The 22,085-nt window shown below is 67.4% G+C and carries 19 protein-coding genes and 2 tRNA genes; 13 read left to right on the top strand and 8 right to left on the bottom strand.

The window, feature by feature from the left end; genetic code table 11:
- Positions 1-14 precede the first annotated feature (14 nt).
- Positions 15-1,823, top strand: coding sequence for a glycosyl transferase (locus tag HUW46_RS03380; protein WP_442860911.1), 1,809 nt, complete (start codon positions 15-17; stop codon positions 1,821-1,823).
- Here HUW46_RS03380 and HUW46_RS03375 read toward each other — a convergent pair.
- Positions 1,807-2,274 carry a MarR family winged helix-turn-helix transcriptional regulator gene (locus HUW46_RS03375; RefSeq protein ID WP_215545864.1) on the bottom strand — a complete coding sequence of 156 codons (468 nt, stop codon included), beginning with the start codon at positions 2,272-2,274 and terminating at the stop codon, positions 1,807-1,809. The genes HUW46_RS03380 and HUW46_RS03375 overlap by 17 nt on opposite strands.
- A gap of 190 nt (positions 2,275-2,464) precedes the next feature.
- Between HUW46_RS03375 and HUW46_RS03370 the strand changes: the two genes are divergently transcribed.
- On the top strand, positions 2,465-3,865 hold the full coding sequence (locus HUW46_RS03370) for an MFS transporter (protein WP_215545863.1): 1,401 nt from the start codon (positions 2,465-2,467) through the stop codon (positions 3,863-3,865).
- 23 nt (positions 3,866-3,888) lie between these two features.
- Positions 3,889-4,497 (top strand): carboxymuconolactone decarboxylase family protein, encoded by a 609-nt coding sequence (locus HUW46_RS03365; protein WP_215545862.1) that lies wholly within the window; start codon positions 3,889-3,891, stop codon positions 4,495-4,497.
- Here HUW46_RS03365 and HUW46_RS03360 read toward each other — a convergent pair.
- Positions 4,410-5,387 carry a sigma-70 family RNA polymerase sigma factor gene (locus HUW46_RS03360; protein WP_215545861.1) on the bottom strand — a complete coding sequence of 326 codons (978 nt, stop codon included), beginning with the start codon at positions 5,385-5,387 and terminating at the stop codon, positions 4,410-4,412. The two genes, HUW46_RS03365 and HUW46_RS03360, sit on opposite strands and share 88 nt — an antisense overlap.
- Before the next feature lie 29 nt (positions 5,388-5,416).
- On the opposite strand from HUW46_RS03360, the gene dnaG reads away from it, so the two are divergent.
- From dnaG to HUW46_RS03345, 3 genes are all read left to right on the top strand, one after another.
- Complete coding sequence (gene dnaG, locus HUW46_RS03355) at positions 5,417-7,312, top strand: DNA primase (protein WP_442860965.1); 1,896 nt, start codon at positions 5,417-5,419, stop codon at positions 7,310-7,312.
- Positions 7,312-7,833: a hypothetical protein gene (locus tag HUW46_RS03350; protein ID WP_215545859.1), complete on the top strand. Its 522-nt coding sequence runs from the start codon at positions 7,312-7,314 to the stop codon at positions 7,831-7,833. The genes dnaG and HUW46_RS03350 overlap by 1 nt, the downstream gene beginning before the upstream one ends.
- Positions 7,834-7,895: 62 nt before the next feature.
- On the top strand, positions 7,896-8,660 hold the full coding sequence (locus HUW46_RS03345) for a trans-aconitate 2-methyltransferase (protein WP_215545858.1): 765 nt from the start codon (positions 7,896-7,898) through the stop codon (positions 8,658-8,660).
- Between the two features lie 119 nt (positions 8,661-8,779).
- Here the strand turns inward: HUW46_RS03345 and HUW46_RS03340 are convergent, their stop codons facing one another.
- A complete protein-coding gene (locus tag HUW46_RS03340) occupies positions 8,780-8,992 on the bottom strand; it encodes a hypothetical protein (protein ID WP_215545857.1) in 213 nt (70 codons plus the stop codon).
- Positions 8,993-9,154: 162 nt separating this feature from the next.
- Here HUW46_RS03340 and HUW46_RS03335 point away from each other — a divergent pair.
- A tRNA-Asn gene (locus HUW46_RS03335) sits at positions 9,155-9,227 on the top strand.
- A gap of 41 nt (positions 9,228-9,268) precedes the next feature.
- On the opposite strand, the gene HUW46_RS03330 is transcribed toward HUW46_RS03335, so the two are convergent.
- Positions 9,269-9,526 (bottom strand): hypothetical protein, encoded by a 258-nt coding sequence (locus tag HUW46_RS03330; protein WP_215545856.1) that lies wholly within the window; start codon positions 9,524-9,526, stop codon positions 9,269-9,271.
- A gap of 187 nt (positions 9,527-9,713) precedes the next feature.
- Here HUW46_RS03330 and HUW46_RS03325 point away from each other — a divergent pair.
- Positions 9,714-9,787 (top strand) — tRNA-Ile (locus tag HUW46_RS03325).
- A gap of 383 nt (positions 9,788-10,170) precedes the next feature.
- Here the strand turns inward: HUW46_RS03325 and HUW46_RS03320 are convergent.
- Positions 10,171-11,046, bottom strand: coding sequence for a polysaccharide deacetylase family protein (locus tag HUW46_RS03320; RefSeq protein WP_254125767.1), 876 nt, complete (start codon positions 11,044-11,046; stop codon positions 10,171-10,173).
- A gap of 63 nt (positions 11,047-11,109) precedes the next feature.
- Between HUW46_RS03320 and HUW46_RS03315 the strand changes: the two genes are divergently transcribed.
- Together HUW46_RS03315 and HUW46_RS03310 are read left to right on the top strand one after the other, a co-directional pair.
- Entirely contained in the window at positions 11,110-11,475 is a 366-nt protein-coding gene (locus tag HUW46_RS03315) for a MerR family transcriptional regulator (protein ID WP_215545855.1), read from the top strand.
- A 59-nt stretch (positions 11,476-11,534) separates the two neighbouring features.
- A complete protein-coding gene (locus tag HUW46_RS03310; protein ID WP_215545854.1) occupies positions 11,535-13,214 on the top strand; it encodes a glycoside hydrolase family 99-like domain-containing protein in 1,680 nt (559 codons plus the stop codon).
- Between the two features lie 57 nt (positions 13,215-13,271).
- Here HUW46_RS03310 and HUW46_RS03305 read toward each other — a convergent pair whose 3' ends face one another.
- Positions 13,272-14,630, bottom strand: coding sequence for a hypothetical protein (locus HUW46_RS03305; RefSeq protein ID WP_254125765.1), 1,359 nt, complete (start codon positions 14,628-14,630; stop codon positions 13,272-13,274).
- Between the two features lie 271 nt (positions 14,631-14,901).
- Between HUW46_RS03305 and HUW46_RS03300 the strand changes: the two genes are divergently transcribed.
- Entirely contained in the window at positions 14,902-16,368 is a 1,467-nt protein-coding gene (locus HUW46_RS03300) for a choice-of-anchor A family protein (RefSeq protein WP_215545853.1), read from the top strand.
- Between the two features lie 23 nt (positions 16,369-16,391).
- Here HUW46_RS03300 and HUW46_RS03295 read toward each other — a convergent pair whose 3' ends face one another.
- Positions 16,392-17,333 carry an esterase/lipase family protein gene (locus HUW46_RS03295; RefSeq protein WP_215545852.1) on the bottom strand — a complete coding sequence of 314 codons (942 nt, stop codon included), beginning with the start codon at positions 17,331-17,333 and terminating at the stop codon, positions 16,392-16,394.
- A 283-nt stretch (positions 17,334-17,616) separates the two neighbouring features.
- On the opposite strand from HUW46_RS03295, the gene HUW46_RS03290 reads away from it, so the two are divergent.
- Complete coding sequence (locus HUW46_RS03290) at positions 17,617-18,384, top strand: endonuclease I family protein (protein WP_215545851.1); 768 nt, start codon at positions 17,617-17,619, stop codon at positions 18,382-18,384.
- 399 nt (positions 18,385-18,783) lie between these two features.
- Positions 18,784-20,601 carry a GmrSD restriction endonuclease domain-containing protein gene (locus HUW46_RS03285; protein WP_215545850.1) on the top strand — a complete coding sequence of 606 codons (1,818 nt, stop codon included), beginning with the start codon at positions 18,784-18,786 and terminating at the stop codon, positions 20,599-20,601.
- A 53-nt stretch (positions 20,602-20,654) separates the two neighbouring features.
- On the opposite strand, the gene HUW46_RS03280 is transcribed toward HUW46_RS03285, so the two are convergent.
- The gene (locus HUW46_RS03280) at positions 20,655-22,085 is read right to left on the bottom strand and encodes a pyridoxal phosphate-dependent decarboxylase family protein (RefSeq protein WP_215545849.1); all 1,431 of its coding nucleotides are present in this window, start codon (positions 22,083-22,085) and stop codon (positions 20,655-20,657) included.

The raw sequence follows: 22,085 nt of genomic DNA, 5'->3' as shown, positions 1-22,085 counted from the left end.
GACGTGTAACCGGCGTGAGTGACTTTCCGACTGAGCTGACCGCCGTGCTCGACGACGCACCCGCCGCCGAGCCGAGCAGGCGGCGGTGGTCCCGTGCCGACACCGGGATCGTGGCTGGCTTCCTGCTCTTCGCGCTGTTCGTCTACAGCGGACAGTGGCTGAACCTCGGCACCGGGTACCTGGTCAACAGCGCGCAGGACCAGAACATGTGGGAGTGGTTCTTCGCGGTGACCGCGAAAGCCGTGTCCCACTTGGAAAACCCGCTCGCCAGCGATCTGCAGAACTACCCGCTCGGCGTCAACCTCATGGCGAACACCGCGATGCTCGGCGTCGGGGTGCCGCTGACCCCGATCACGCTGCTCTTCGGCCCGACCGTCACCTGGGCGATCGCGCTCACCGGTGGCCTCGCCGGTACCGCGGCCGCCTGGTACTGGGTCCTTTCGCGACACTTGGTGACCTCGCGGTTCGCCGCCGCGGTCGGCGGGCTGTTCTGCGGTTTCGCGCCGCCGCTGATCTCGCACGGCAACGCGCATCCGAACTTCGTCGGGCTGTTCGTGCTGCCGTTCATCGTGCTGCGGCTGGTGAAGCTGGTGCGCAGCGAACGCCCGGTGCGCGACGGTGTGGTCCTCGGCCTTTTGCTGGCCTACCAGATCTTCCTCGGCGAGGAGCCGCTGCTGATCTGCATGCTCAGCTTCGTCGTGTTCGCCATCGCCTACGCGCTTTCGCGCCCGCGCGAAGTGCCGGAACTGGTGCGCCCCACCGCGATCGGGCTCGGCGTCGCGATCCTGGTGTCGGTCGCGCTCGCCGCTTTCCCGCTGTGGTGGCAGTTTTCGGGCCCGCAGAGCTACGCCTCGCTCGAACACGGCCCGGTCGGCAACGACACCGCGGCCTTCACCCGGTTCCCCACCCAGTCCGTCGCGGGGGACGCGAACGTCGCGCAGGACGTCGCGCTGAACTACACCGAGGAGAACGCGTTCTTCGGCTGGCCGCTGATCGTGCTGGTGGTCGTCATCAGCGGCTGGCTGTGGCGCGTGGTGCTGGCGCGCGCGGTCGCGATCGCGATGGCTGTGATGGCGCTGCTGTCCCTAGGGGTGTCTCTCATCGTGTCGCACACCGACACCGGGATCATCCTGCCCTGGAAGCTGTTGTCGGGCCTGCCGTTGTTCGAATCCGTGCTGGAATCCCGGTTCGCGATGGGCTGCGTGCCCGCGATCGGCATCCTGCTCGCGATGGCGACCGACCGGGTTTGGCGCGCGAGCCCGCGTTTCGGCGAAGTCCAGGCGGATCTCCCGGTGCGGTTGCTGTGGTGCGGCGCGCTCGTGGCCGTGCTGCTGCCGATCGCGCCGACCCCGCTCGAAAGCGGCACGCGCCCGGCCACTCCCGCCTTCTTCGCCGACGGCACCTGGCGCCAGTTCGTCGGTCAGGGCAAGTCGGTGGTGACCGTGCCGCTGGCCAGTCCCGGCAACGCGAAACCGTTGCGCTGGCAGGTGGAGGCGAGTCTCGGGTTCCCGCTCGCGGAGGGCTACTTCGTCGGGCCCAACGGCCCCAACGACAAACGCGGCCGCTACGGCGCCGTCACGACGTCTACTTCGCGGCTGCTCGACGAGGTCGTCCAAACCGGCGCCGCGGCCGTGATCGACGACCGGACGCGCGCGAAGGCGTTGCGCGACCTGCGTTACTGGCGCGCGGACGTGCTCGTGCTGGGCCCGGACGAGCACCAGGTTCCGCTGAAGCAGACCGTCGACGAACTCCTCCACAAGCCGGGGGAGTTCGTCGACGGGGTGTGGGTGTGGGACGTGCGGGTGCTCACGACCGGTTCGTAGAGCCCACCGGCGGCTCGTCGATGACTTCCTTCGCGAGCCTGCGCAGGTAGCCGGCGAACCGGCGGCGGTCGTCCGCGGGCCAGTGCGCCACGAGCGACTCGAACGTCCGCTGCTGGTAGGCGTGCGAGTCGGCGAGGAACTGTTCACCGGACGGCGTGAGCGCGAGGTTGGCTCGCCGGGCGTCGCTGCCCGAGGTCTCACGGCGGACGTAGCCCGCGCCCACCGCGACCGCGATCATCCTGCTCGCCACCGACCGGTCGATGCCGATCTGGTGCGCGATGTCGGCGACGGTCACCTCGCTGCGCGCGTCACCGGCGCTCGCGATCGCCTCGACGACGTAGACGTTCTGGACGTTCTCGTCGTGCCCCCTGATGCCGCTGGCGACCCCGGGGGCCCAGCGGCGCGTCCAGAAGCGCACCAGCCGGAAGAGCGCGGCGCCGGCGCCAGGCATCGTGCGGGTCTCCTTGTCCGTTACCGCGTCTTCGTGTTGCTCGGTCACTGCAGTCGTGCCCTCCAGTGTCGTGCCCTCCAGCGGTTCACCCGAGCGGTTGGGTTGGGACATAGTGCCACGCCCCCGAATGGAGTCGTGCGCTGGTGCCGTCAACCTGAAAGCATGTGTTTTGCATGTTATCGTGTGCTTTATGCACGTAAAAAATCGCGCCTTCGCGGCGCTGCTCCTGGGGATGCTGATGGCCCAGCTGGACGGCACGGCGCTGTCCGCCGGGCTCCGGTCGCTCGACGCCGAGTTGGCGGCCGGGCCCGCGATCGCCGGGGTCAACGCCGCCTACGCGCTCACCGTCACCGTGTCCACACCGGTTCACGGCAGGCTCGGCGACCTGGTCGGCAGGCGCCGCATGGTCCTCTGCTCGCTGCTGCTGTTCGCCCTCGCCTCGGCGGCCTGCGCGGCGGCGCCCGGGATCGGGTGGCTGATCGCCGCGCGGGCCGTGCAGGGCGTCGGCGGAAGCGGCCTGATCGTCGGTGCGATCAGCGGTCTCGGCGAGCTGTTCACCAAGACCGAGCTGGTGCGCAGGGCGGGTTGGCAGACCGCGGTGTTCTCGATTGCCGCGCTCGGCGGCCCGCCGGTCGGGGGTGCGCTCGCCGCCGGTCCCGGCTGGCGCTGGATCTTCCTGCTCAACCTGCCGATCTGCCTGCTCGCGGTCGTGCTCGGCGCCGGCTCGTTGCCGGGCCGCCGCGTCACCGGCGAACGGCCGGGGTTCGACGTGCTCGGCGCCGCTCTCGTGGCGGTCGCCGGTTCCGCGGCGGTCGCGCTCGGCACCGTCGGCGCGCTCGCCCGAAGTCCATTGTGGACACCCGTGCTGGTGGCGGCGGGAGTGGCCGCCGGTGCGGGATTCGCGGTGCGGCAACGACGGGCGGCGAGCCCGCTGATCCCGCCGCGGGTGTTCGCGAACCGGGCGGTGTCGCGGTCGGTGCTGGTGACCGCGATGGCGGGCAGCGCGCTGTTCCCCATGATCACCTTCGGCGGGCTCGCCGCGGGCGAGGGCGGGCCCGCGGCCGCCGGCGCGCTCCTGCTCGCGATGACCGTCGGCCAGCTCGCCGTCTCGCTGTCGTTCGCCGTGCTCGCCAGGCGATGGCCAGCGATGGCCGCATGGGGCCGTCTCGGCTGCGCGACCGGCGTGGTGGGCATGGCCGCGCTCGCGGTGGCGCCCCAGGCCGGTGGCACCGGGCGGACCGTGCTGCTGGCCGCCGGGCTGGCGCTGGCGGGCGCCGCGTTCGGGCTGACCGCCTCCGCCTACACGCTGCTGGTGCAGTCCAGCGCGCCGCGCGACCGGGTCGGCACCGCGCTCGGTGCGCTGACCTTCGCCCGCCAGGGCGGCGGGGCGCTGGGCATCGCCGTGTTCGGCTGGCTGGCGCTGGTCGTCACCGGGTCGCTCGACGACGCCGGGCTGACCGTGGTGTTCGCCGCGGGCGCGTTGGTGATGGCCGTCGCGTGGTGGCGCGCGCCGACACGGGCGCAGGAGGCCGCGGGGGAGACGCTCGTCACCCCTGTCACATCCGCCGGAGCTGCCTCGTCCTCGTCATGACCGAACCGCACGAAGGAGGACCCATGTCCCGCATCCCCGGCGTCCCGACGAAGGCCGCGAGCAGGCTCACCCGGCTCGCCTACCGGTTCGCGCGCAAGAAGTACGGCGCCGTGCCGGAGCCGGTCACCGTGAGCGCGCACCACCCCGGCCTGATGTGGGCAGGCGCGGTGCACGAGCTGATGATCGAGCGCGCCGCGACGACGCTGCCGCCCGCCGTGCGCGATCTCGCCGTGTACCGCACCGCCGTCCAGCTCGGCTGCAGCTGGTGCGTGGACTTCGGCACCATGCTGATCAAGCACAAGGGGCTCGACATCGACCGGCTCAAGCACATCGACGAGTACGCGACCTCGGACCTGTTCACCGGCGAGGAACGGCTGGCGCTGGCCTACGCCGACGCGATGACCGCATCCCCGGTCGCGGTCACCGACGAGCAGGTCGCCGAGCTGGAAACCGCGTTCGGGCGCAAGGGCCTGCTCGAACTGACCTACATGATCGCGGTGGAGAACCTGCGTGGCCGGATGAACAGCGCGCTCGACATCACCGATCAGGGCTTCACGTCGGGGGACGCCTGCCTCGTCCCGGTGCCAGCCGACGGCACCCGTGACAGCTTGTCAGGGTTGGCGCAGTCGTAGATCGCGATGATCCGCCCGCCGGAGATGGCGAAGGTGTTCACGTGCGCGTCGAGCGCGATGTGGCCGTCGTCGCCGGGGTTGGGCGGCATGTAGAGCCCGAGGTCGCCGTTGACCAGCACCGGGACGGCGCTTTCGAACGAACCGGGCCGGTACTTGCGCAGCAGGCCCTGCAGGAAGCGCATGATCTTGTCGCCGCCGACCATGATCTGCCGCGAGGTGCGCGCCTTGCCGTTCGAGTCGCCGATGAGCACGACGTCCGGGTGCAGCGCTTCGGCGACGGCCTGGATGTCCCCGGTCATCATCGCGACCATGAACTTCTCCAGCAGCGCCTGCTGTTCTTCGAGCGTGGTCCGCAGTGGCGGGCCGGCGTCGTCGACCGCGCGGCGCCCCCGCGAACCGTGCTGGCGCGCGGCCTCGGGAGAGCAGCCGAGAATGCTCGCGATCTCACCGAACGGCACCGAGAACGCGTCGTGCAGCACGAACGCCACGCGCTGCTCCGGGGTGAGCTTGTCGAGCACGACCATCGCGGCCATCCGGATGCCTTCGTCGCGCACGGCCACGTCGAGCGGGTTCTCGCCTGGCGCGCCTTCGAGCGGGGTGACGATCGGCTCCGGCAGCCACTGGCCGACGTACTGCTCGCGCTGCACGGCGGCCGAGCGGAGCCGGTCGAGGCAGATCCGGCTGACCACCGTGGTCAGCCAGGCCTTCCGGTCGCGGATCTCGGCGCGCTTGCCCGGCGCGAGCCCGGCCAGGCGCAGCCACGACTCCTGCACGGCGTCCTCGGCGTCGGAAACCGTGCCGGTCAAGCGGTACGCGACGGCGGTCAGATGTGCCCTCAGCCCGGCGAACTCGCTCGCCAGGCCGTCCAGGTCCTGCTCGGTGGTGCTCACCGGATCGAGTGTGCCGGACGAGGACTAGACTGTCTCCCGTGGCAGGCCGGATCCGGGAAAGTGACATCGCGGAAGTGCGTAACCGCAACCGGATCGACGAGGTGATCGGCGATTACGTCGCCCTGCGCCGGGGCGGGGGCGCGCTCAAGGGGCTCTGCCCGTTCCACGACGAGAAGACCCCGTCGTTCAACGTGCGGCCGACGCACGGCACCTTCCACTGCTTCGGCTGTGGCGAGGGCGGCGACGTCATCAAGTTCATCATGCAGATCGAGAAGCTCTCGTTCGTCGAATCGGTGGAGCGCCTCGCCGACCGCGCCGGGTTCCGGCTGACCTACGAGGGTGGTGGCGGCAGCGTCCAGCGCGACCGCGGCACCCGCACGCGCATGGTGGAAGCGCACCGGATCGCGGCGAAGTTCTACGCCGAGCAGCTCAACACCCCGGAGGGGCAGACCGCGCGCGAGTTCCTCACCCAGCGCGGGTTCGACCAGGCTGCCGCGGCGACCTTCGGCTGCGGCTTCGCGCCCGCGGGCTGGGACAAGCTGACGAAGCTCCTGCTCAACCAGGGCTTCGAGCTGAAGGAGCTGATCACGGCCGGGCTGGTCAAGGAGGGCCGCCAGGGCCCGATCGACCGGTTCCACCGCCGCCTGCTGTGGCCGATCAAGGACCTCTCCGGCGACGTCGTCGGGTTCGGCGCGCGCCGCCTGTTCGACGACGACCGCATCGAGGCCAAGTACCTCAACACCAGCGAAACCCCGATCTACCACAAGTCCGAAGTGCTCTTCGGCCTCGACATGGCCAAGCGCGAGATCTCGAAACGGCACCAGGTCGTCGTCGTCGAGGGCTACACCGACGTGATGGCGATGCACGCGGCGGGCGTGCCGACCGCGGTCGCTTCCTCCGGCACCGCGTTCGGCCAGGACCACATGAAGGTGCTGCGCAGGCTCCTGATGGACGACGACGCGTTCCGCGGCGAGGTGATCTTCACCTTCGACGGCGACGAAGCGGGGCAGAAGGCCGCGCTCAAGGCGTTCGAGGGCGACCAGACCTTCGCGGGCCAGACCTACATCGCGATCGCGCCGGACGGCATGGACCCGTGCGAGCTGCGGCTGGCCAAGGGGGACGCGGCGGTCAAGGACCTGGTCGCCCGGCGCACCCCGCTGTTCGAGTTCGCGATCCGCAGCATGCTGCGCGGGTACGACCTCGACTCGGTGGACGGCCAGGTCGCCGCCCTGCGCGACACCGTGCCGGTGGTGGCCCAGATCAAGGACAGGGCCAAGCGCGACGGGTACGCGACGAAGCTGTCCTGGTGGGTCGGCTGGCAGGACGAGGCGATGGTGGTGCGCCGCGTCCGGGCGAGTTCGGGCACGAAGGCCGCGCCGAAGCGCTCGGCGCCCAAGGCCCCGGCGCCCGCGCAGGCCGAGTCGCAGGACGTGCCGAGGCCCGCGCCCGGCGATCCGCGTCTGATCGCGCAACGCGAGGCGCTCAAGGCGGCGCTGCAGGAACCCGCGATCGCCGGGCCCGAGTACGACGCACTGCCCGAAGAGGCGTTCACCCATCCCGTCTACGTCTCGGTGCACCGCGCGGTGCTCGCCGCCGGTGGCGCGTCGAGCGGGCTCACCGGACCGGCCCTGATCGACGCCGCCACCCCGCACTGTCCACAAGGGACGCCGCGAAGGGTGATGAGCGAACTGTCGGTGGAACCGTTGCGCGCCAAGGGGGATGCCGACGCGCGCTACGTCGGCGGGGTGCTCGCCGCGGTGCAGGAGAACCTGGTCGGCAGGCAGATCGGCGAGATCAAGTCGAAGCTGCAACGGCTTTCGCCGGTGGAGGCCGCTGACGAGTACCGCGCCCTGTTCGGCGATCTCGTCGCGCTCGAGCAGTACCGCAAGGCGCTGCGGGAGCAGGCCGTCGGCGGGATGGACTGATGGGCTGGCTGCGGCGGCTCATGGGCGATCCCCTGCCCGACGGGTTCCCGGGCACTTTGGAAGCCGATGAGCACGCGCTCGCGGCAGCGGCGGTCGCGGGTGGCGGGCACGTCGTGGTCACCGCGCTCGGGCTCTGGGTGCCGTCGGAATCCGGCGCGCGCCGGATCGGCTGGCACCTGATCAGCAAGGCCGCGTGGACCGCGGATCTCCTCGCGATCACCGAGGCCGACGAAACCGGTACCGCGGGCGACGCGGTCCTGCTCACCGACCGCGACCCGGTGCGCTACTCGTTGCCGAGCCCCGGCAAGGTGCCGTTGATGATCCGCCAGCGCGTGGACGGGTCGATCCGGTCGCGGCACCGGCAGGAGCTCGACGGCGGCGCGGTCTGGTTCGTCCAGCGCAAGGTGCCCGGCCGCGACGGCGTCGTGCTGCAGGTCCGCGCCGATCCCGGGGTGGACGCCACGCTCGTCGAAGACATCGCCCGTGACGCCGGCGCGAAGCTGGCCAATCCCGGAAGCTAGCAGTACGCTCGTACTGATTGCAGCAGTATGAGCGTACTGTTTTGTGGCGTCTGGGAGGTCTCATGTGGGATCCGGGAAAGTACCTCGACTACGCCGACCTGCGCGGACGGCCGTTCCACGACCTGGTCGCCCGCATCGGCCACCCTTCGCCGCGCCGCGTGGTCGACCTCGGCTGCGGCCCGGGAAACCTCACCAGGACGCTCGCGCTCCGCTGGCCGGGCGCGGTCGTCGAAGCCTCGGACAACTCGCCCGAGATGGTCGCCGCGGCGCGTGAGGCCGGTATCGACGCCCAGCTCGTCGACGTCCGCGACTGGTCACCCCGCGAGGACACGGACGTCGTGGTGACGAACGCCGTGCTGCAGTGGGTGCCCGAACACCGCGCCCTGCTGCGCAAGTGGGTGGCCGCGCTCCCGTCAGGCGCGTGGTTCGCGATGCAGGTGCCCGGCAACCTGAACGCGCCGTCGCACGTGCTGCTGCGCCAGCTCGCGGCGAGCGGGGAATGGGCGGAGCGGCTGCGCGGCGCGAACCTCCGCGACGCGGACGCCGTGGACGACCCGATCGACTACGCGAACCTGTTCGCCGAACTCGGCTGCCGCGTGGACGCCTGGGAAACCACCTACGCGCAGCGGCTCACCGGCCCCGATGCCGTGCTCGAATGGATCACCGGTACCGCGCTCCGGCCCGTCAAAGCGGCGCTCGGCGACGCCGAGTGGACCCGCTTCCGCGCGCAGCTGGCACCGATGCTGGACGAGGTCTACCCGCCGCGCCCCGACGGCACCACCTGGTTCCCGTTCCGCCGCGTCTTCGCCGTCGCCAAGACCCCCTGACCCGGCCCGCCCTCCGATCGAACCGCCCCGCCGAGGCCGTTCGAACGGACCGTTCGTACGCCCAGGGGAGCCCCTGATCTTCACGTTACCGGGCGCTACCGACAGTTTCGGGTGCCGGATCAGTCGTGGTCTTCGACCGGCCCGGTGCGGCGGAAGGGAACCCGCTCGCCCACTCGTTCGCCCACCTTCGCCCGAGCGATGCCCGCCGCACCCTGCACCGCGGGATGGTCCACGACCTTCCGGTACGTGCGCACGATCTGCTCGTACCGGCCGCGCCCTGCCTTCGCCCCGAGCACGTAGCCCACGACGGCACCCAGCAGGAACTTCTTCATGGCCGCCAGCTCCTTCCGGTGGTTCGGTATCGCTCCAGTGTCCCTTAGCGGCGGTCGCGGCGCTGGAGACCGGAACGAGGGGGTGGTTGACCGCGGCCGGAAGGGCGTGCGCTAAAGTTTCTCCTCGTTGGCCGGGAGACCGGCCAGGACACACAACTTCATTCCCCCATAGCTCAATTGGCAGAGCATTCGGCTGTTAACCGGAGGGTTCTTGGTTCGAGTCCAAGTGGGGGAGCACCAGCCCAGGTCAGCGCACCTGGGCTTTTTTGTGTTCGCTCATCGTCTGCGGTCAGGACCGAATTCGGCGTCGAGGATGTTCTCGACATGATGACTCGCCCGCAGAAGCGTTCGCCCCGCAGCCACCACGAACACTACGACGACCAGCACGACCAGGCTGAGCGCTGGAAGGTGTGCCACGAGAACCTCGCGGTTCTCACGAGCGAGGTACCCGAGCGCGAGTCCCGCCACCAACACGTTCGCCATCGCGAGCGAGCGCGGGGCTCTGCCCCCGGAAGTCGTGCCGGAACCGGACATGACCACCATCCAGGTGTGCGCTGAGGCATCGACGCTAGACGACCGAACGTCCCAGGAGAAGCCCGCCGCGCAAACGGCCCACCGCCCCGAGCCGCCGCCAGCCCGTGATAACTTGACGCGACTGGGACCCCTTTCACACCATCGGCCTTCGACGCTGGTCCGTGAACTGCGGCGCTTCCGGTGTGAGGGGCCGGTAGCTCAGTTGGTTAGAGCAGGGGACTCATAATCCCTTGGCCGCGGGTTCGAGCCCCGCCCGGCCCACCCGATTGGCCTGATCCTGCTCGGTGCTTCGCACCTTCGCCGGGATCGGGTGGTGTTGTTTCTGGGGCCGAGCCCCAGACCCACGGTGCGAGCTTCGTCCGACCCAGCCCGGTCCGGTTTGGTCCGGACCAGCGCCGGTTGACGGTTCGTGTACTGACACGTTAGGTCCACCCGATCTTCGGTTCTGCCTGTTCGGCGGGTACGCCTTCCCCGTTGGCGATCATCGTCATTGTTTCTGGGGGCCAAGCCCCCAGACCTCAGCCGGGGGCACGCCCCCGGACCCCCATCCGCGCAACGCGCGTTTCCTGGGGGCGCATGGTTCTTATGCTGACACGTTGGCCCACCCGATTGGCCTGATCCTGCTCGGTCCGGCTGCGGTCGGGTCAGTGCTCGTCGACGGTGCTTCGGTAGTGGTCGGCGATCTCGTCGCTGGTGGTCAGCCAGATGTCGGGTTGCGCGGCGAGGTATTCCAGCGCTTGGTCGAGGTACTTGTGCCGGAAGGGTTGGCCGATCACGAACGGGTGCAGGGCGAGAGCCAGGACGCGGCCGCTGTGTTCGGAGTCGGTGTGCAGTTGTTCGTACTGGTCCTTGACCATCTGGAGGAAGTCCGGCCCGGTGAAGCCTTTGCTGAACAGGAGCAGGTCGTTGAGCTCGACCGAGTACGGGACACTGAGCATGCCGGGTGTGTTCAGCCGGTAGGGCTGGTCGTCATTGGTCCAGTCCAGTACGTAGCTGAGGCCGAGTTCGGCGAGCAACGCCGGGGTGTTGAACGTTTCGGTGAGACCGGGCCCCATCCAGCCTTGCGGCCGCCGGTCGGTCGCGGTGGTGATGGTGTCGACGATGTCGGTGAGGAAAACGCGTTCTTCGTCGCGGGTCATGCCGGTGTGCAGGATCGAGTTGGTCCGCCCGTGCGCGAGCCACGCCCAGTCCCGAGCGACCCCCGCCGTGATGATCTGCGGGTAGTGCTCGGCGACCGCCGAGTTGACCAAGGCGCTTGCCCGGATGCCGTGCCGGTCCAGGCTCTGGATCGTGCGCCAGATGCCCACCCTCGCGCCGTAATCGCGCCAGCCGTAGTTGAGGGCGTCGGGGACCAGCGCCGCTGAGCCGGGCCAGATGCTGGTGGAGGGGCGGTCGACGAGGAAGTGCTCCACGTTGAGACCGATGTAGGCGGCGACGCGGGCACCGCCGGGCCAGGTGATCGTCGGACGCTCGGTGATCGGGCTGTAGTCGAAGAGTTCGTTCTCCATGGGGTTCGTCATGCCGATACGGTAGAAGCTGACATCAGTGTCAGGTTCAACTCCGAGATCCCGGTGGGAGTCGATATGCGGATCGGTGAGCTCGCCCGGCGCACGGGGGTCAGCGAACGGTCGCTGCGTTATTACGAGCAGCAGGGACTGCTCGCGGCCGAGCGCACTCCCGGCGGCCAGCGCGACTATCCGGCGCGGGCCGTCGACCGGGTCATCCGCATCCAGGAGCTGTTCGCCGCGGGTCTGCACAGCAAGAAGATCGCGCGGCTGCTCCCGTGCATGCGGGACACGGACGGCGGGCCTTCCGAGACCGCCACCACCCAGCTGGTCGACGAGCTGATCGCCGAGCAGCAGCGGATCGACCGGATGATCGTCGAACTGACCAACTCCCGTGACGTGCTCGGCGAAGTGATCGACGCGGCCTCGGAGTCGCACGGCTGATCAGTGTCCTTTTCGGACCGGCGCGTTAAGCTGCCCGGACCGAACTCCAGGGGGTAATCATGCGTTCGTTGCGCGCCATGGCCGCGGCCGTTCTCGTCGCCGTGAGCCTCGTCCAGGTGCCGGAAGGGCAGGCCGTCCCAGCGTCGGCCGGTGCCGCGGCCGGTTCGTCGTCGGAGGCCAAGGTCGTCGATCCGGTTCCGCTTCTCGAACTGCGCACCGCGGGCGGGAAGGGCTGGTTCTGGACACTGTCGCAGGCCGAACAGTCTTCGGCGGTCGGGCAGTACGGTATGACCGCGTTGAGCAGCAAGCTCGGGTACCTGCGCAGGCAGCCGTTCGAGGGCAGCCAGCCCGTCTTCCGGTTGCGCTCCGCCGCTGCGCCGACGTACCTGCTGACCGCTTCCGCCGACGAGCGCCGGCAGCTCGTGGCGTCCGGTCGTTTCGCGGACGAGGGGGTGCTGGGCTACGCGGCCACCACCAAGGTCCCCGGCACGGACGCGCTGCTGCGGATGTCGAACGGCGCCGAGTGGCGCGTGGTTCCCGCCGCGCAGGAGAAAGCGTTCGCGGCCAAGGGGTATCGCACCGACGGCCCGCTCGGGTACGTCTGGACCGCGTTCCACCGCACCGGCGCGATCTACTTCGCCACCTGGGACAAGAACGGCAACCAGGCGATGATGCGCAACGTCGAGCGGGTCTACGGCAGGGCGCAGGACCCGTGGGGCGGGCTGCGCGACTTCGCGGGCGCCGGGGTGCCGCGCAACGCGTGGCACTGGCCGGACGAGGACTTCTCCGACCGCCAGCCCGCCATCGGCTACTACGACGACTCCGACCCCGAAACGCTGCGCAAGCAGATCGCCCAAGCCGCGGGATCCGGGCTGCGGTACTTCAGCTTCTACTGGTACTGGAATCCCGCGAACGGCGGCGGCGAGAACTACATCGACGGCCTCAAGGCCTTTTTGCGGGCGCAGAACCGGTCCGGCATCGATTTCAACGTGCTTCCCTGCATGCACCCGTGGAAAGACGGCGACGTCAGCCTGAACATCCCGGACGAGCAGATCACAAAAGCCGCGAACACCCTTGTCGACACCTACCTGACGCAACCCAACTACCTCCGGGCCAACGACGGCAGGCCGATCATCGGCGTGTGCGACGCGCGCGGCATCGGGAACGGCTCGGAGTCCGGTATGGACAACGCGGACACCAAGCGGTTCAACGACGCCATCCGGGCGCGGGCGAAGGAAAAGCTCGGCGAGGACGTGCTCATCACCCTCAACGGCGGGCTTCCCCCGGCGGGCACCGGATTCGACGGCAGCCAATGCCTCGGCCAGTTCGACGAGTCCCGGTCCTACCAGCGCTACGTCGACCGCCAGCGGGAGTTCTTCAAGGCATATCCCGGAGTTCTCGTGCGCTGCGCGACTTCGGACTTCGACGAGCGGCCCCGGATCGGGATCCTGATCGGCGACCCCGGCCCGGACCCGGCGGCGCAGGCCAAGGCGTTCCGGTGGTTCCCCGACGCCGACCTGCCGAAGTACCGGCAGCTACTCACCAACATCGGCACCGATATCGCCGAATCGACCCGTCCCTCCACAGTGGACAACTTTGTGTCGTTGTACGCCTGGAACGAATGGCACGAAGGCGGCTACGTCGAACCGAACAAACGAGACGGGTGCGCCTACCTCGACACCACGCGGGCCGCGCTGAACCTCACCACCGGCACGGGCTGTACTCCGAACCCGAACTAGCACCGACTCGCGCCCGGTCGGGAAACCCCGGCCGGGCGCGAAAACAGTCCTGTTGCCTTACCTGGCCGACATTGCCGAGAACGCGGCCTGCGCCGCTGCGGCCACATCGGCGGCCTGGCGGTCCAGGGCAAAGGCCTCGCGGGTGCGCTGAACGCCGAGCGCGCGCTGGCCGTTGACGCAGCCGGGCACATCGGCAACCGAGTCACAGTTGTCGGGCCGGTTGCCGCTCACCACGGCCCCGTTTGTCAGCGCGACACGTGCGCGCAGGGTGGCGATGCCACCGCCGGAAGCGGGAAGGGGGTTGGGTCCCGATCCTGGCTCGCCCGCCACGTTGTCGGTGACCGTCCCCCCGTCCAGGGTGAGCAAGTCGTAGAACACGTCGAGTCCGCCGCCGCGCCCGCCGTAGCCCGGCCAGCCCGCGTATCCGCCGGGGCCCGAGACACCGGCATCACCACCCTTGCCCGCCCGGTTGCCGGAGATCTTGGTGTCCACGACGACCGGGTTCAGCGGCTTGCCCTCGTCGGAGGAATAGAACACCCCGGCCCCCGAACCACCACTACCGCCGTCTCCGCCCCCGCCGCCCTCAGGACCTCCGGAACCGCCTGGAGTGCCGTCCGCGGCGCTGTTGCCGGTGATGGTGCTGCCGGTGATCCGCAGGGCGGTCCCGGCGGTGACGTCGATGCCACCACCGAACCCACCGGTGCCACCTTGGCCACCCGGCGCGGTACCCATGCTGTTGCCCGCTCTGCCGCCGACGCCTGTCGTGTTGCCTGTCACCGAGCTGCCGGTGATGGTCAGTGGCACCGAACCGGAATCGTAGGAGGAGATTCCGCCGCCGAATCCGCCACGTCCTCCGTCACCTGCCCGCGGTGCGGCGGCGGTGCCGTCGGTGCCAGGGGCGCCCGCTCCCGCGGTGTTGTCGGTGATCGCGCTGTTGGAGATGGTCAGCGGCCCCCAGTTCTCGATGCCTCCGCCTGGCTCGCCCGGATTCGCCTTGCCGTAGGAGTCGACGCCGACCCCGTCGGGGGCGTGGCCGCCGGTGATGGTGATCTCGTTGAGAGTCAGGTCGCTCCGGTTGAAGATGATCCGGAACTGCGGTGCGCTCTTTGCCCTGGCGATGGTGGCGTGGTTGCCGTTGATGGTGAGCTTTCCCGTGATCGGGGGAAGCCCGGTGGCCCACCTGGTGTCCGCTGCGGAGGTGAGGGTGTAGACGCAGTTCGGTGCCAGGGAAAGGGTGTCCGGTTCGCTGGAGGCGTTGGCCGCGGTGACCGCTGCGACGAGAGCCGCCGCGTCGCAGGGAACGCGGGTTTCGGCGGCGCTGGCAGGGGCAGCGGCCAAGGTGAGCGCTCCCAGCGCGGTCACCGCCGTGGTGGCGGAGAGCAGGGAACGTCTTCGAAGACTTCCGGATTGCGGCATCGAGGAACCTCTCGGATGAGGGAATGAATTGATTCCGGGCGCACGCCTCGGACAGTTGTTGCCGGTGACCGGAACAAGTGAAACCCCCAGGGGCGAGAACCCGTACCGCAAACATTAGAAGTACCGGCAACCGCGCCCCCAATGAGTATGTTCCACATCACATCGGGTTACGGAGAATGGCGGCGCCGTTTCAGGTGCGGGTGTCGCCCGGTTGGGGTATTTCCGCCGTTCGGGTGAGCGGGTTCGGCCGGCCGGCACAACAATCGGTCGCATGCGCGCAAGGCGATTCGCCACGATATCCGCCAGTATCGCCGCCACGGTGGGCCTGGTGGCCATCGTGGCCACCCCCGGTGCGGTCGCCGCGCCGTTACCGGGCGGGCTGGGGCCGTGCGCGGGAGACGCCTGCCCCAACCCGTATCCGCCGATCAACAACGGCGGGTTCGCCGGTCGCGACAACGGCATCAACGTCTACGTCGGCGGCGGGTTCCAGGTGCGCGGCGCGGCGGCGGAAGCCGAGGGCAGGGTCGTCGTGCTCGGCGACTTCGACATGGCGAAGCGCGCGGGTGCGTCCGCCATCTACAACGTCGGTATCGCCGGAGTCGGATCGCGGGTGCCGCCGCCGGACGGCGCGGATTTCCTGACCACCGGGGGAGATGTGAGCGTCGCGGACGGCCAGCGCCTGCTCGCCGACGGCGGTGTCGTCCGGCACGCGGGAGCGCTCACCGGGACGGTCACGGGCAAGCTCGTGCAGGACTCGGACGCGGCCGAGCCGTACGCGGGCCTGCGCGCCGACCTGCGCCGGGCCAGCCACTGCTACGCCCGCCAGGACGCCGAGCCGAGGCCCGCCACGGGCACGGCGCGCAACGAGGGCTACCGGACCCTGTTCACCGGCGACGGGAAATCCGCGCTGCAGGTGTTCACAGTGGACTTCGACCTGACCGGCCCCGGCGGCGGCATGCAGGGGATCGAGTTCCAGGGCATCCCGGCAGGCGCCACCGTGCTGGTCAACATGACCGGTGGCGCGCGGACGATCAACACCTACACCGGCGACCCCGGCGACCAGGACCCGCTGAACAAGCTGCGGGAGCGGCTGCTGTGGAACTTCCCGGACGCCGCCAGCGTGCGGATCGCCGGGGGCGCGCAGTTCCAGGGCAGCGTGCTCGTCGGCAATCCCGGCAGCCTCACGACGGTCACGGCGTCCGGGGTGAACGGCCGCTTCTTCACCACGGGATCGCTGCTGCACACCTCGGAAGCCACCGGGGGCGGCGGGCAGGAGTTCCACGCCTACCCGTTCACCGGGGACCTGCCCGACTGCGTCACCACGCCGACCACCAAGCCCACGACGACGACCACGGCTCCGACCTCGACGACAACCAGCTCCAGCACCGAGCCGACGACGACCACGAGCACCACCAAGCCGACCACTCCGAGCACCAGCACGACGAGCAGTACTTCGGCCACCACGTCCACGACCAGCGCGACCACGAGCGAGTCCACCGGCAGCAGTACGTCGGCCACCACGACGAGCACGACGCTCGCTCCCGTGGTGCCTTCGTCGAGCACGACCGGGCAGCCGGTCGCGACCGGAACGCAACCGGGCAGCGGACCCTCCGGCGGCCGCCCGCTGGCGTCGACCGGGACCGACGTCCGCGGCACGCTGGCCGTCGGCTGGCTGCTGCTGATCCTCGGTGGTGCGCTGGTGGCGCTCACGGCCCGGCGCAACCGCGGCGAGTCCTGAGCACCGGCCACGGTGGACCGTGGTCAGAGCACGGGCAGGTTCACCCCGCACGGCGCGGGCGGCGCGGAGGGGTCGAGGCCACGTTCGACCAACCCGATCGCGCGTGCGGAGTAGGTCATCGACAGGTGATCGGAGAGGTCGAGCGGGCAGCCGTCCTGCAGCGTCACGTTCCGTACGGTGGCGCCGGGCCCCGCGGTGAGGAACGCCGACGAGTACGGCGTGGTGACCTCGTCGTACTTCGTGGCGATCGCGAGGTAGTCGACGCCGGGCACGGTGTCGCCGCCTTCGTTCAGCTTCGCGAGGAACGAGGAGCCGACGACCTGCTGCTGTGCGGCGTCGCCGAGCAGCAACGGCGAAAACCCGAGCAGGTGGAGCGTTTCCGCGAGGGTCGCGATACCGCTGAGCGTGGTGCCGTGGTGCGTGGCGCCCAGCGAGACCAAGGTGTGCACCTTGCCGGTGCCGCCTTCGAACTTCAGGTACTGGCGCGCCATCATGCCGCCCTGCGAGTGCCCGACGAGGTCGACCTCGTCGGATTCGGTGGACGCGCGAACGCGGTCCACGAACGCCGCCAGGGCCTTCGCCGACTCGCCGATGTCGCCGTACCCCTTCACCGCGGGGGACTGGCCGATCAGCCCGGGGCCGCGTGCGCCGTAGTTCAGCGCGAAGACGCAGTACCCGGCGCGCTTGAGCGCGGGGGACAGCTTGGCGAAGTTGTCGTAGCGGTTTTCCCAGGTCCCGTGCACCAGCACCACCGGGCGCGGGTGGGCGCGCGACGGCGTGCAGGACCAGTCGTTCGCTCCCGGCGGGGTCGCGTCGGGGTTTCCGAACGAATAGAGCAAGGCCGTCGGGAAGCTCGGCAGTTCGGGCTCGGCGGCGGCCCGTGCGGGCGCCCCGATGCCGGTCATCAGTGCGAATCCGGCGAGAAGCGCCAGCACCCTGGACACCCTGCGATTCCGGTTGATCATCGTCGACCCTCCAACGGAAAAACGCGCGCGTCGCGAGACGGAAACGAACGTTAGCAGTTTCCGAAGTGGAATTGTTTGTCAATTCGCTGAGCAATTCGGATGCCGTCTTTGTCAGTGGCGTGCGTGTTTTTCGCCGGACGGCGACGCCGGGCAGCGCTTGTCAACCGACGATCGTCGGTATTCAACGCATTGGTGCGTGTGACAGTGTTTTTCTCACAAGTTGCCGATCTCGCCGCGTCGTCCCGGACCGGGTCGTCGCGCCGACCGGGGGAAGGACGCGGTCATGCGCCTGAGCCGTCAACTGCCCGTCGCGCTGCTGGGGGCCGCGCTCGCCGGCACCATGCTCGCCGGGCCCGCCGCCGCGGCGGACGACTACTACAAGGACGCCGAAGGCAAGAGCGGAGCCGAGCTCAAGGCGGCGCTGCACACGATCATTTCGAAGATGGACAAGCTCGACTACGACCAGGTCTGGGACGGGATCAAGGCGACCGACGAGGATCCGGCCAACTCCGCGAACGTCATCGACGTCTACTCCGGCAAGTCCCAGCCGAAGACCAGCAACGGCGGCGGTACCAGCGACTGGAACCGCGAGCACGTCTGGGCGAAGTCCCACGGCGACTTCGGCACCGGGACCGGGCCTGGTACGGATTTGCACCACCTGCGCCCCGAACAGGTTTCGGTCAACTCCGAGCGCGGGAACAAGGACTTCGACAACGGTGGCGGCGAGGTCGAAGGAGCGCCTGGCAACCGCACCGACGACGACTCGTTCGAGCCGCGCGACGCGGTCAAGGGCGATGTCGCACGCATGATCCTCTACATGGCGGTGCGGTACGACGGCGACGACGGCGCGCCGGACCTCGAGCCGAACGACAAGGTCGACAACGGCTCGGCCCCCGCGATCGGCCGCCTGTCCGTGCTGAAGGCGTGGAGCCAGCAGGATCCGCCCGACGCCTTCGAACAGCACCGGAACCAGGTCGTCTTCGACAAGTTCCAGCACAACCGCAACCCGTTCATCGACCACCCGGAATGGGTCACCTCCATCTGGCCGTAAAGTTTGCGCTGGATTAGCATGCAGCGTTCAGAATGAGGATATTGAGCTGTCGGCGAACTTGTTGAATTTGAATAAATGTGTTCGATACATGTCGATTTTGGTGAAGATTTATGCGATTGCACTGCAAGTGCATTTGGCTCACGTAAACACTAAAGGCAACTGACCGATGATCAGTCACGCCAGGTCGATCGTCAAGGTAGCTTTCAGTCTCGGCATCGTCTTGTCGATCTTACTGACTGAGTTCTTGCGTCTGTGGATCTTGTTGATCCGCTAACGACTGGCGCTGAGCTGCTCCTTGTGGTCACATCGGCGGGCTGCTGTAGGACTGGACTGAAGGATGGGATAGAATCGTGATTACTTGTCTGTGGTAGTAGCGCGCGCATCCCGAAAGGTTGACCGTTGCCAAATTCGACATCAACTGATCTGACTGTCCGTGGTGAAAGTATACAAAAATTATATACGGACTATCTTGCCGGATGGTACGGGGTTAATCGACGCTATCAGCGCAAGCTGGTATGGACTGTGGAAGAAAAGCAAGCTCTTATAGACTCAATCGTACGTGATCTTCCTGTTCCACTTATTCTGGTAGCTGAAACTTCAGGTCCTGCGCATGTTAGCTATGAACTAATAGACGGAATGCAAAGACTCAATGCGATCTTTGCATTCGTGGAGAACGAATTTGATCTTGAGGGGGCATATTTCGATCTCGACTCTCTTGCGGACACAAAAGATAGGCGCGATAGCGGAAAGTTGACTCAAAAGAGCCCGGTGTTATCCCGAGAATTATCAAGGAAGATTGCTAACTATCTTCTTCCTGTCTCCATATTTAAGGCGCCGAATACTGAAGAGATCGACGAAATCTTTCGCCGTATAAATTCTGGCGGAAGGCGACTCTCTGGTCAGGAGTTGAGGCAAGCGGGTTCCACTGCGAAGGTTGCGCAGCTCGTTCGAGTATTTGCTAGTCGAATTCGAGGGGATTCTACTAGTAAAGATATTGTCCCTTTGAAAGAGATGCCGAATCTGAGTATTAACAACAGGCATCTGGACTATGGGGTGGATGTCGACTCGATCTTCTGGGTTCAACAATCGATACTCCGTCGTCTCGATGTCCGAAGCTCGTTCGATGAGCAGCTTGTACTAGACATTCTGGTTGATTGCCTAGTAAGTCCGATTCCCTCGTCGGGAACTGATACGCGTGATGCTGTCTATGGTAAGGCCGACGAGGATGAGCCGAATTCTTCAACTCTATATAAGAGAATAAGTAATCGTATTGAAGTGTATGGCGAGCAAAACATTGAAGAAGATTTCTTCAATGTTTACGACGAGCTTCGAGCAGTCTTAGATGCCTCAGGGGAGAGGTTTGTGCGCCTCGTTGTCGGCCGGAGCTCGGGAGGACGGTATCCGCGGTATTTTCAAGCGGTATACATGGCCTTTTGGGAGCTGATCGTACAAGAAGGTATGAGGGTGTCTGACAGGAAGAAAGTTGCTAGCCTTCTTCGTGGTATCGGGGCTTCGCGGGGGCAGCTCAACATTCCTGGCGGTGGCGGCGATTGGACGGCGGTCGACAAGGAGAAGAATATTAATGCGGTAAAAGGGGCGGTGCGTAATGGATTTGAAAAAGTCGAAGGCGCTGCCCGTGACGCCGGAAGATTTAGTCAGGCATCATATTTGGAAAAAGTGCTAGCAAATTCAGTTGCCGAACAGTCTCTTTGTGAACTAAAACAGGGTCTATTCAGCTTAAACTCAAGCAAACGAGAGTTTGATCCGAGCTCCTGGGAGAAAATTCTCAAGTCAATTACCGCAATTGCGAATGATGGTCCTGATTCGGTCGGGTTCCTTGTTATCGGGGTGGCCGATAACAAAGAAGATGCCGATCGCATTCGTCAACTAGACGGCGTCGAATCAGTTTCTTATAGGGGTTATGAGGTCGTGGGGATAGGTCGTGAAGCAGAGATTTATGGGAAATCCTTGAAGGAGTATTTCGACTGGATTTCCGATAAAATAGCCGGGGCAAAGCTGCAAGACAACTTGCGCACTCAGGTTTCCTCGTCTCTGACTCTAATTGACTATCATGGCTGTGCAGTATTGCTCATTAAAGTCAATTGCAGTGAAGGGCCATTCTTTTATGATGATCAAATATACGAGCGACATGGCTCTGGGACAAAATTGGTAACGCAAGGTGATGGCTGGAGGAGAATATACAAGAAATTTGTATAACTTACTTAAGTAAAGCGTTGTCATTCAGCGAGAATTGACGCAGGGAGCTTTGATTAATTCAATGACAGCTTTTCGGCCAGTTCGCTGGTGATGTCGAAGAGCAGGTCGATATCGGCTTCGGTGGTGAGCCAGTTGACGATCGCGGGCCGCAGGGCGGTGACGCCCCGGTAGCGGGTGGTGCCGACGAAGACCCTGCCGTCGTCGACGATCGCGTCGCCGAGCCGCTGGTTCAGCAGGTCGGTGTCCACATCGGACAGTCCGGCCGGGCGGTAGCGGAAGCACACCACGCACAGCCGTACCGGGGCGAGCAGCTCGAAGTCGGCGGAGTGGTCGACGAGATCGCCGAGGCGGTGCGCCAGGTCGAGGTGGCGTTCGACCATGGCGCGGTGGCCCTGCCTGCCGTAGGCGCGCAGGGTCGCCCAGATCGGCAGCGCGCGGGCGCGGCGTGACGATTCGGGGCCCAGGTTGTTGTAGTTGACCTTCTCCTCGTCCGGTGCCGGAAGGTAGGGCGCGTTCCAGCCGCCGAACGCCTTGCCGAGGATGCGCGCGTCGCGGACGAACGCGAAGCCGCTTTCGTACGGCACGTTCAGCCACTTGTGCCCGTCGGCGATCACCGAGTCCGCTCGTTCGACGCCGCGTACCAGCGGTGCCGTGCGCGGTGACGCCGCGGCGAACAGTCCGAACGCACCGTCCACATGCAACCAGGCGCGATAGGACTCCGCGAGGTCGGCCATCTTCTCGATCGGGTCGAAGTCCCCCGCGTTGACCTCGCCCGCGTTGGCGATGAGCACCGCGGGCGCGTCGAGTTCGGCCAGCCTGCGCTCCAGCGCGTCCAGGTCGGCCGCGCCCGTGTCGTCGCGGGCGAACGTTTCGACGGTGTCCCTGCCGAGGCCGAGCACCTGCAACGCCTTGCGGCTGCTGGCGTGCACGTACCCGCTGGAGAGCACCGGCATCCGGGGCAGGCCCGCGAGCCCGTCCGCGGTCACGTCGGCACCGTGGCGTTCGGCCCACCAATACCTCGCGCAGGCCAGCGCGGTGAGGTTGGCGAAGGTCGCGCTCGGCGTCAGCACCCCGCCGTGGCTTTCCGGCAACCCGAACAGATCCTTGAGCCAGCGCAGTGCCACCGTCTCGACGTGTGTCGCGAGCGGCGACGACCGCCACAGGCCGGAGTTCTGGTCGAGCAGCGTCGTGAGCCAGTCTCCCGCCTGCGCGGCCGGTGTCGCGCCGCCCACCACGAAGTGGAAGAACCGCGGGCCGGACGAGCGGGTCGCGCTTCCCGTCCCGACCCGCACCAGCCGCTCGACGGCGGGGAGCGTGCCGTCGCCGGTGTCCGGGAGCGCTCCGTCCAGCTCCGCGAGCAGGCCCTCTGTCCGGGCGTCGTGCACCGGTGCGTCCGCGAGCGCGTCCAGGTACGGCTTGACCGCCTGTGCCACGAGTTCGAATGCTTCGGTGGCGAGTTCGCGGTCGTCGAGCGGATCCGTCAT

Origin of the sequence: Amycolatopsis sp. CA-230715 (assembly GCF_018736145.1) — a bacterium.
Taxonomy (GTDB): domain Bacteria; phylum Actinomycetota; class Actinomycetes; order Mycobacteriales; family Pseudonocardiaceae; genus Amycolatopsis.
The sequence above is the reverse complement of the archived record's forward strand: the minus strand, read 5'-3'. Positions and strand labels throughout refer to the sequence as shown.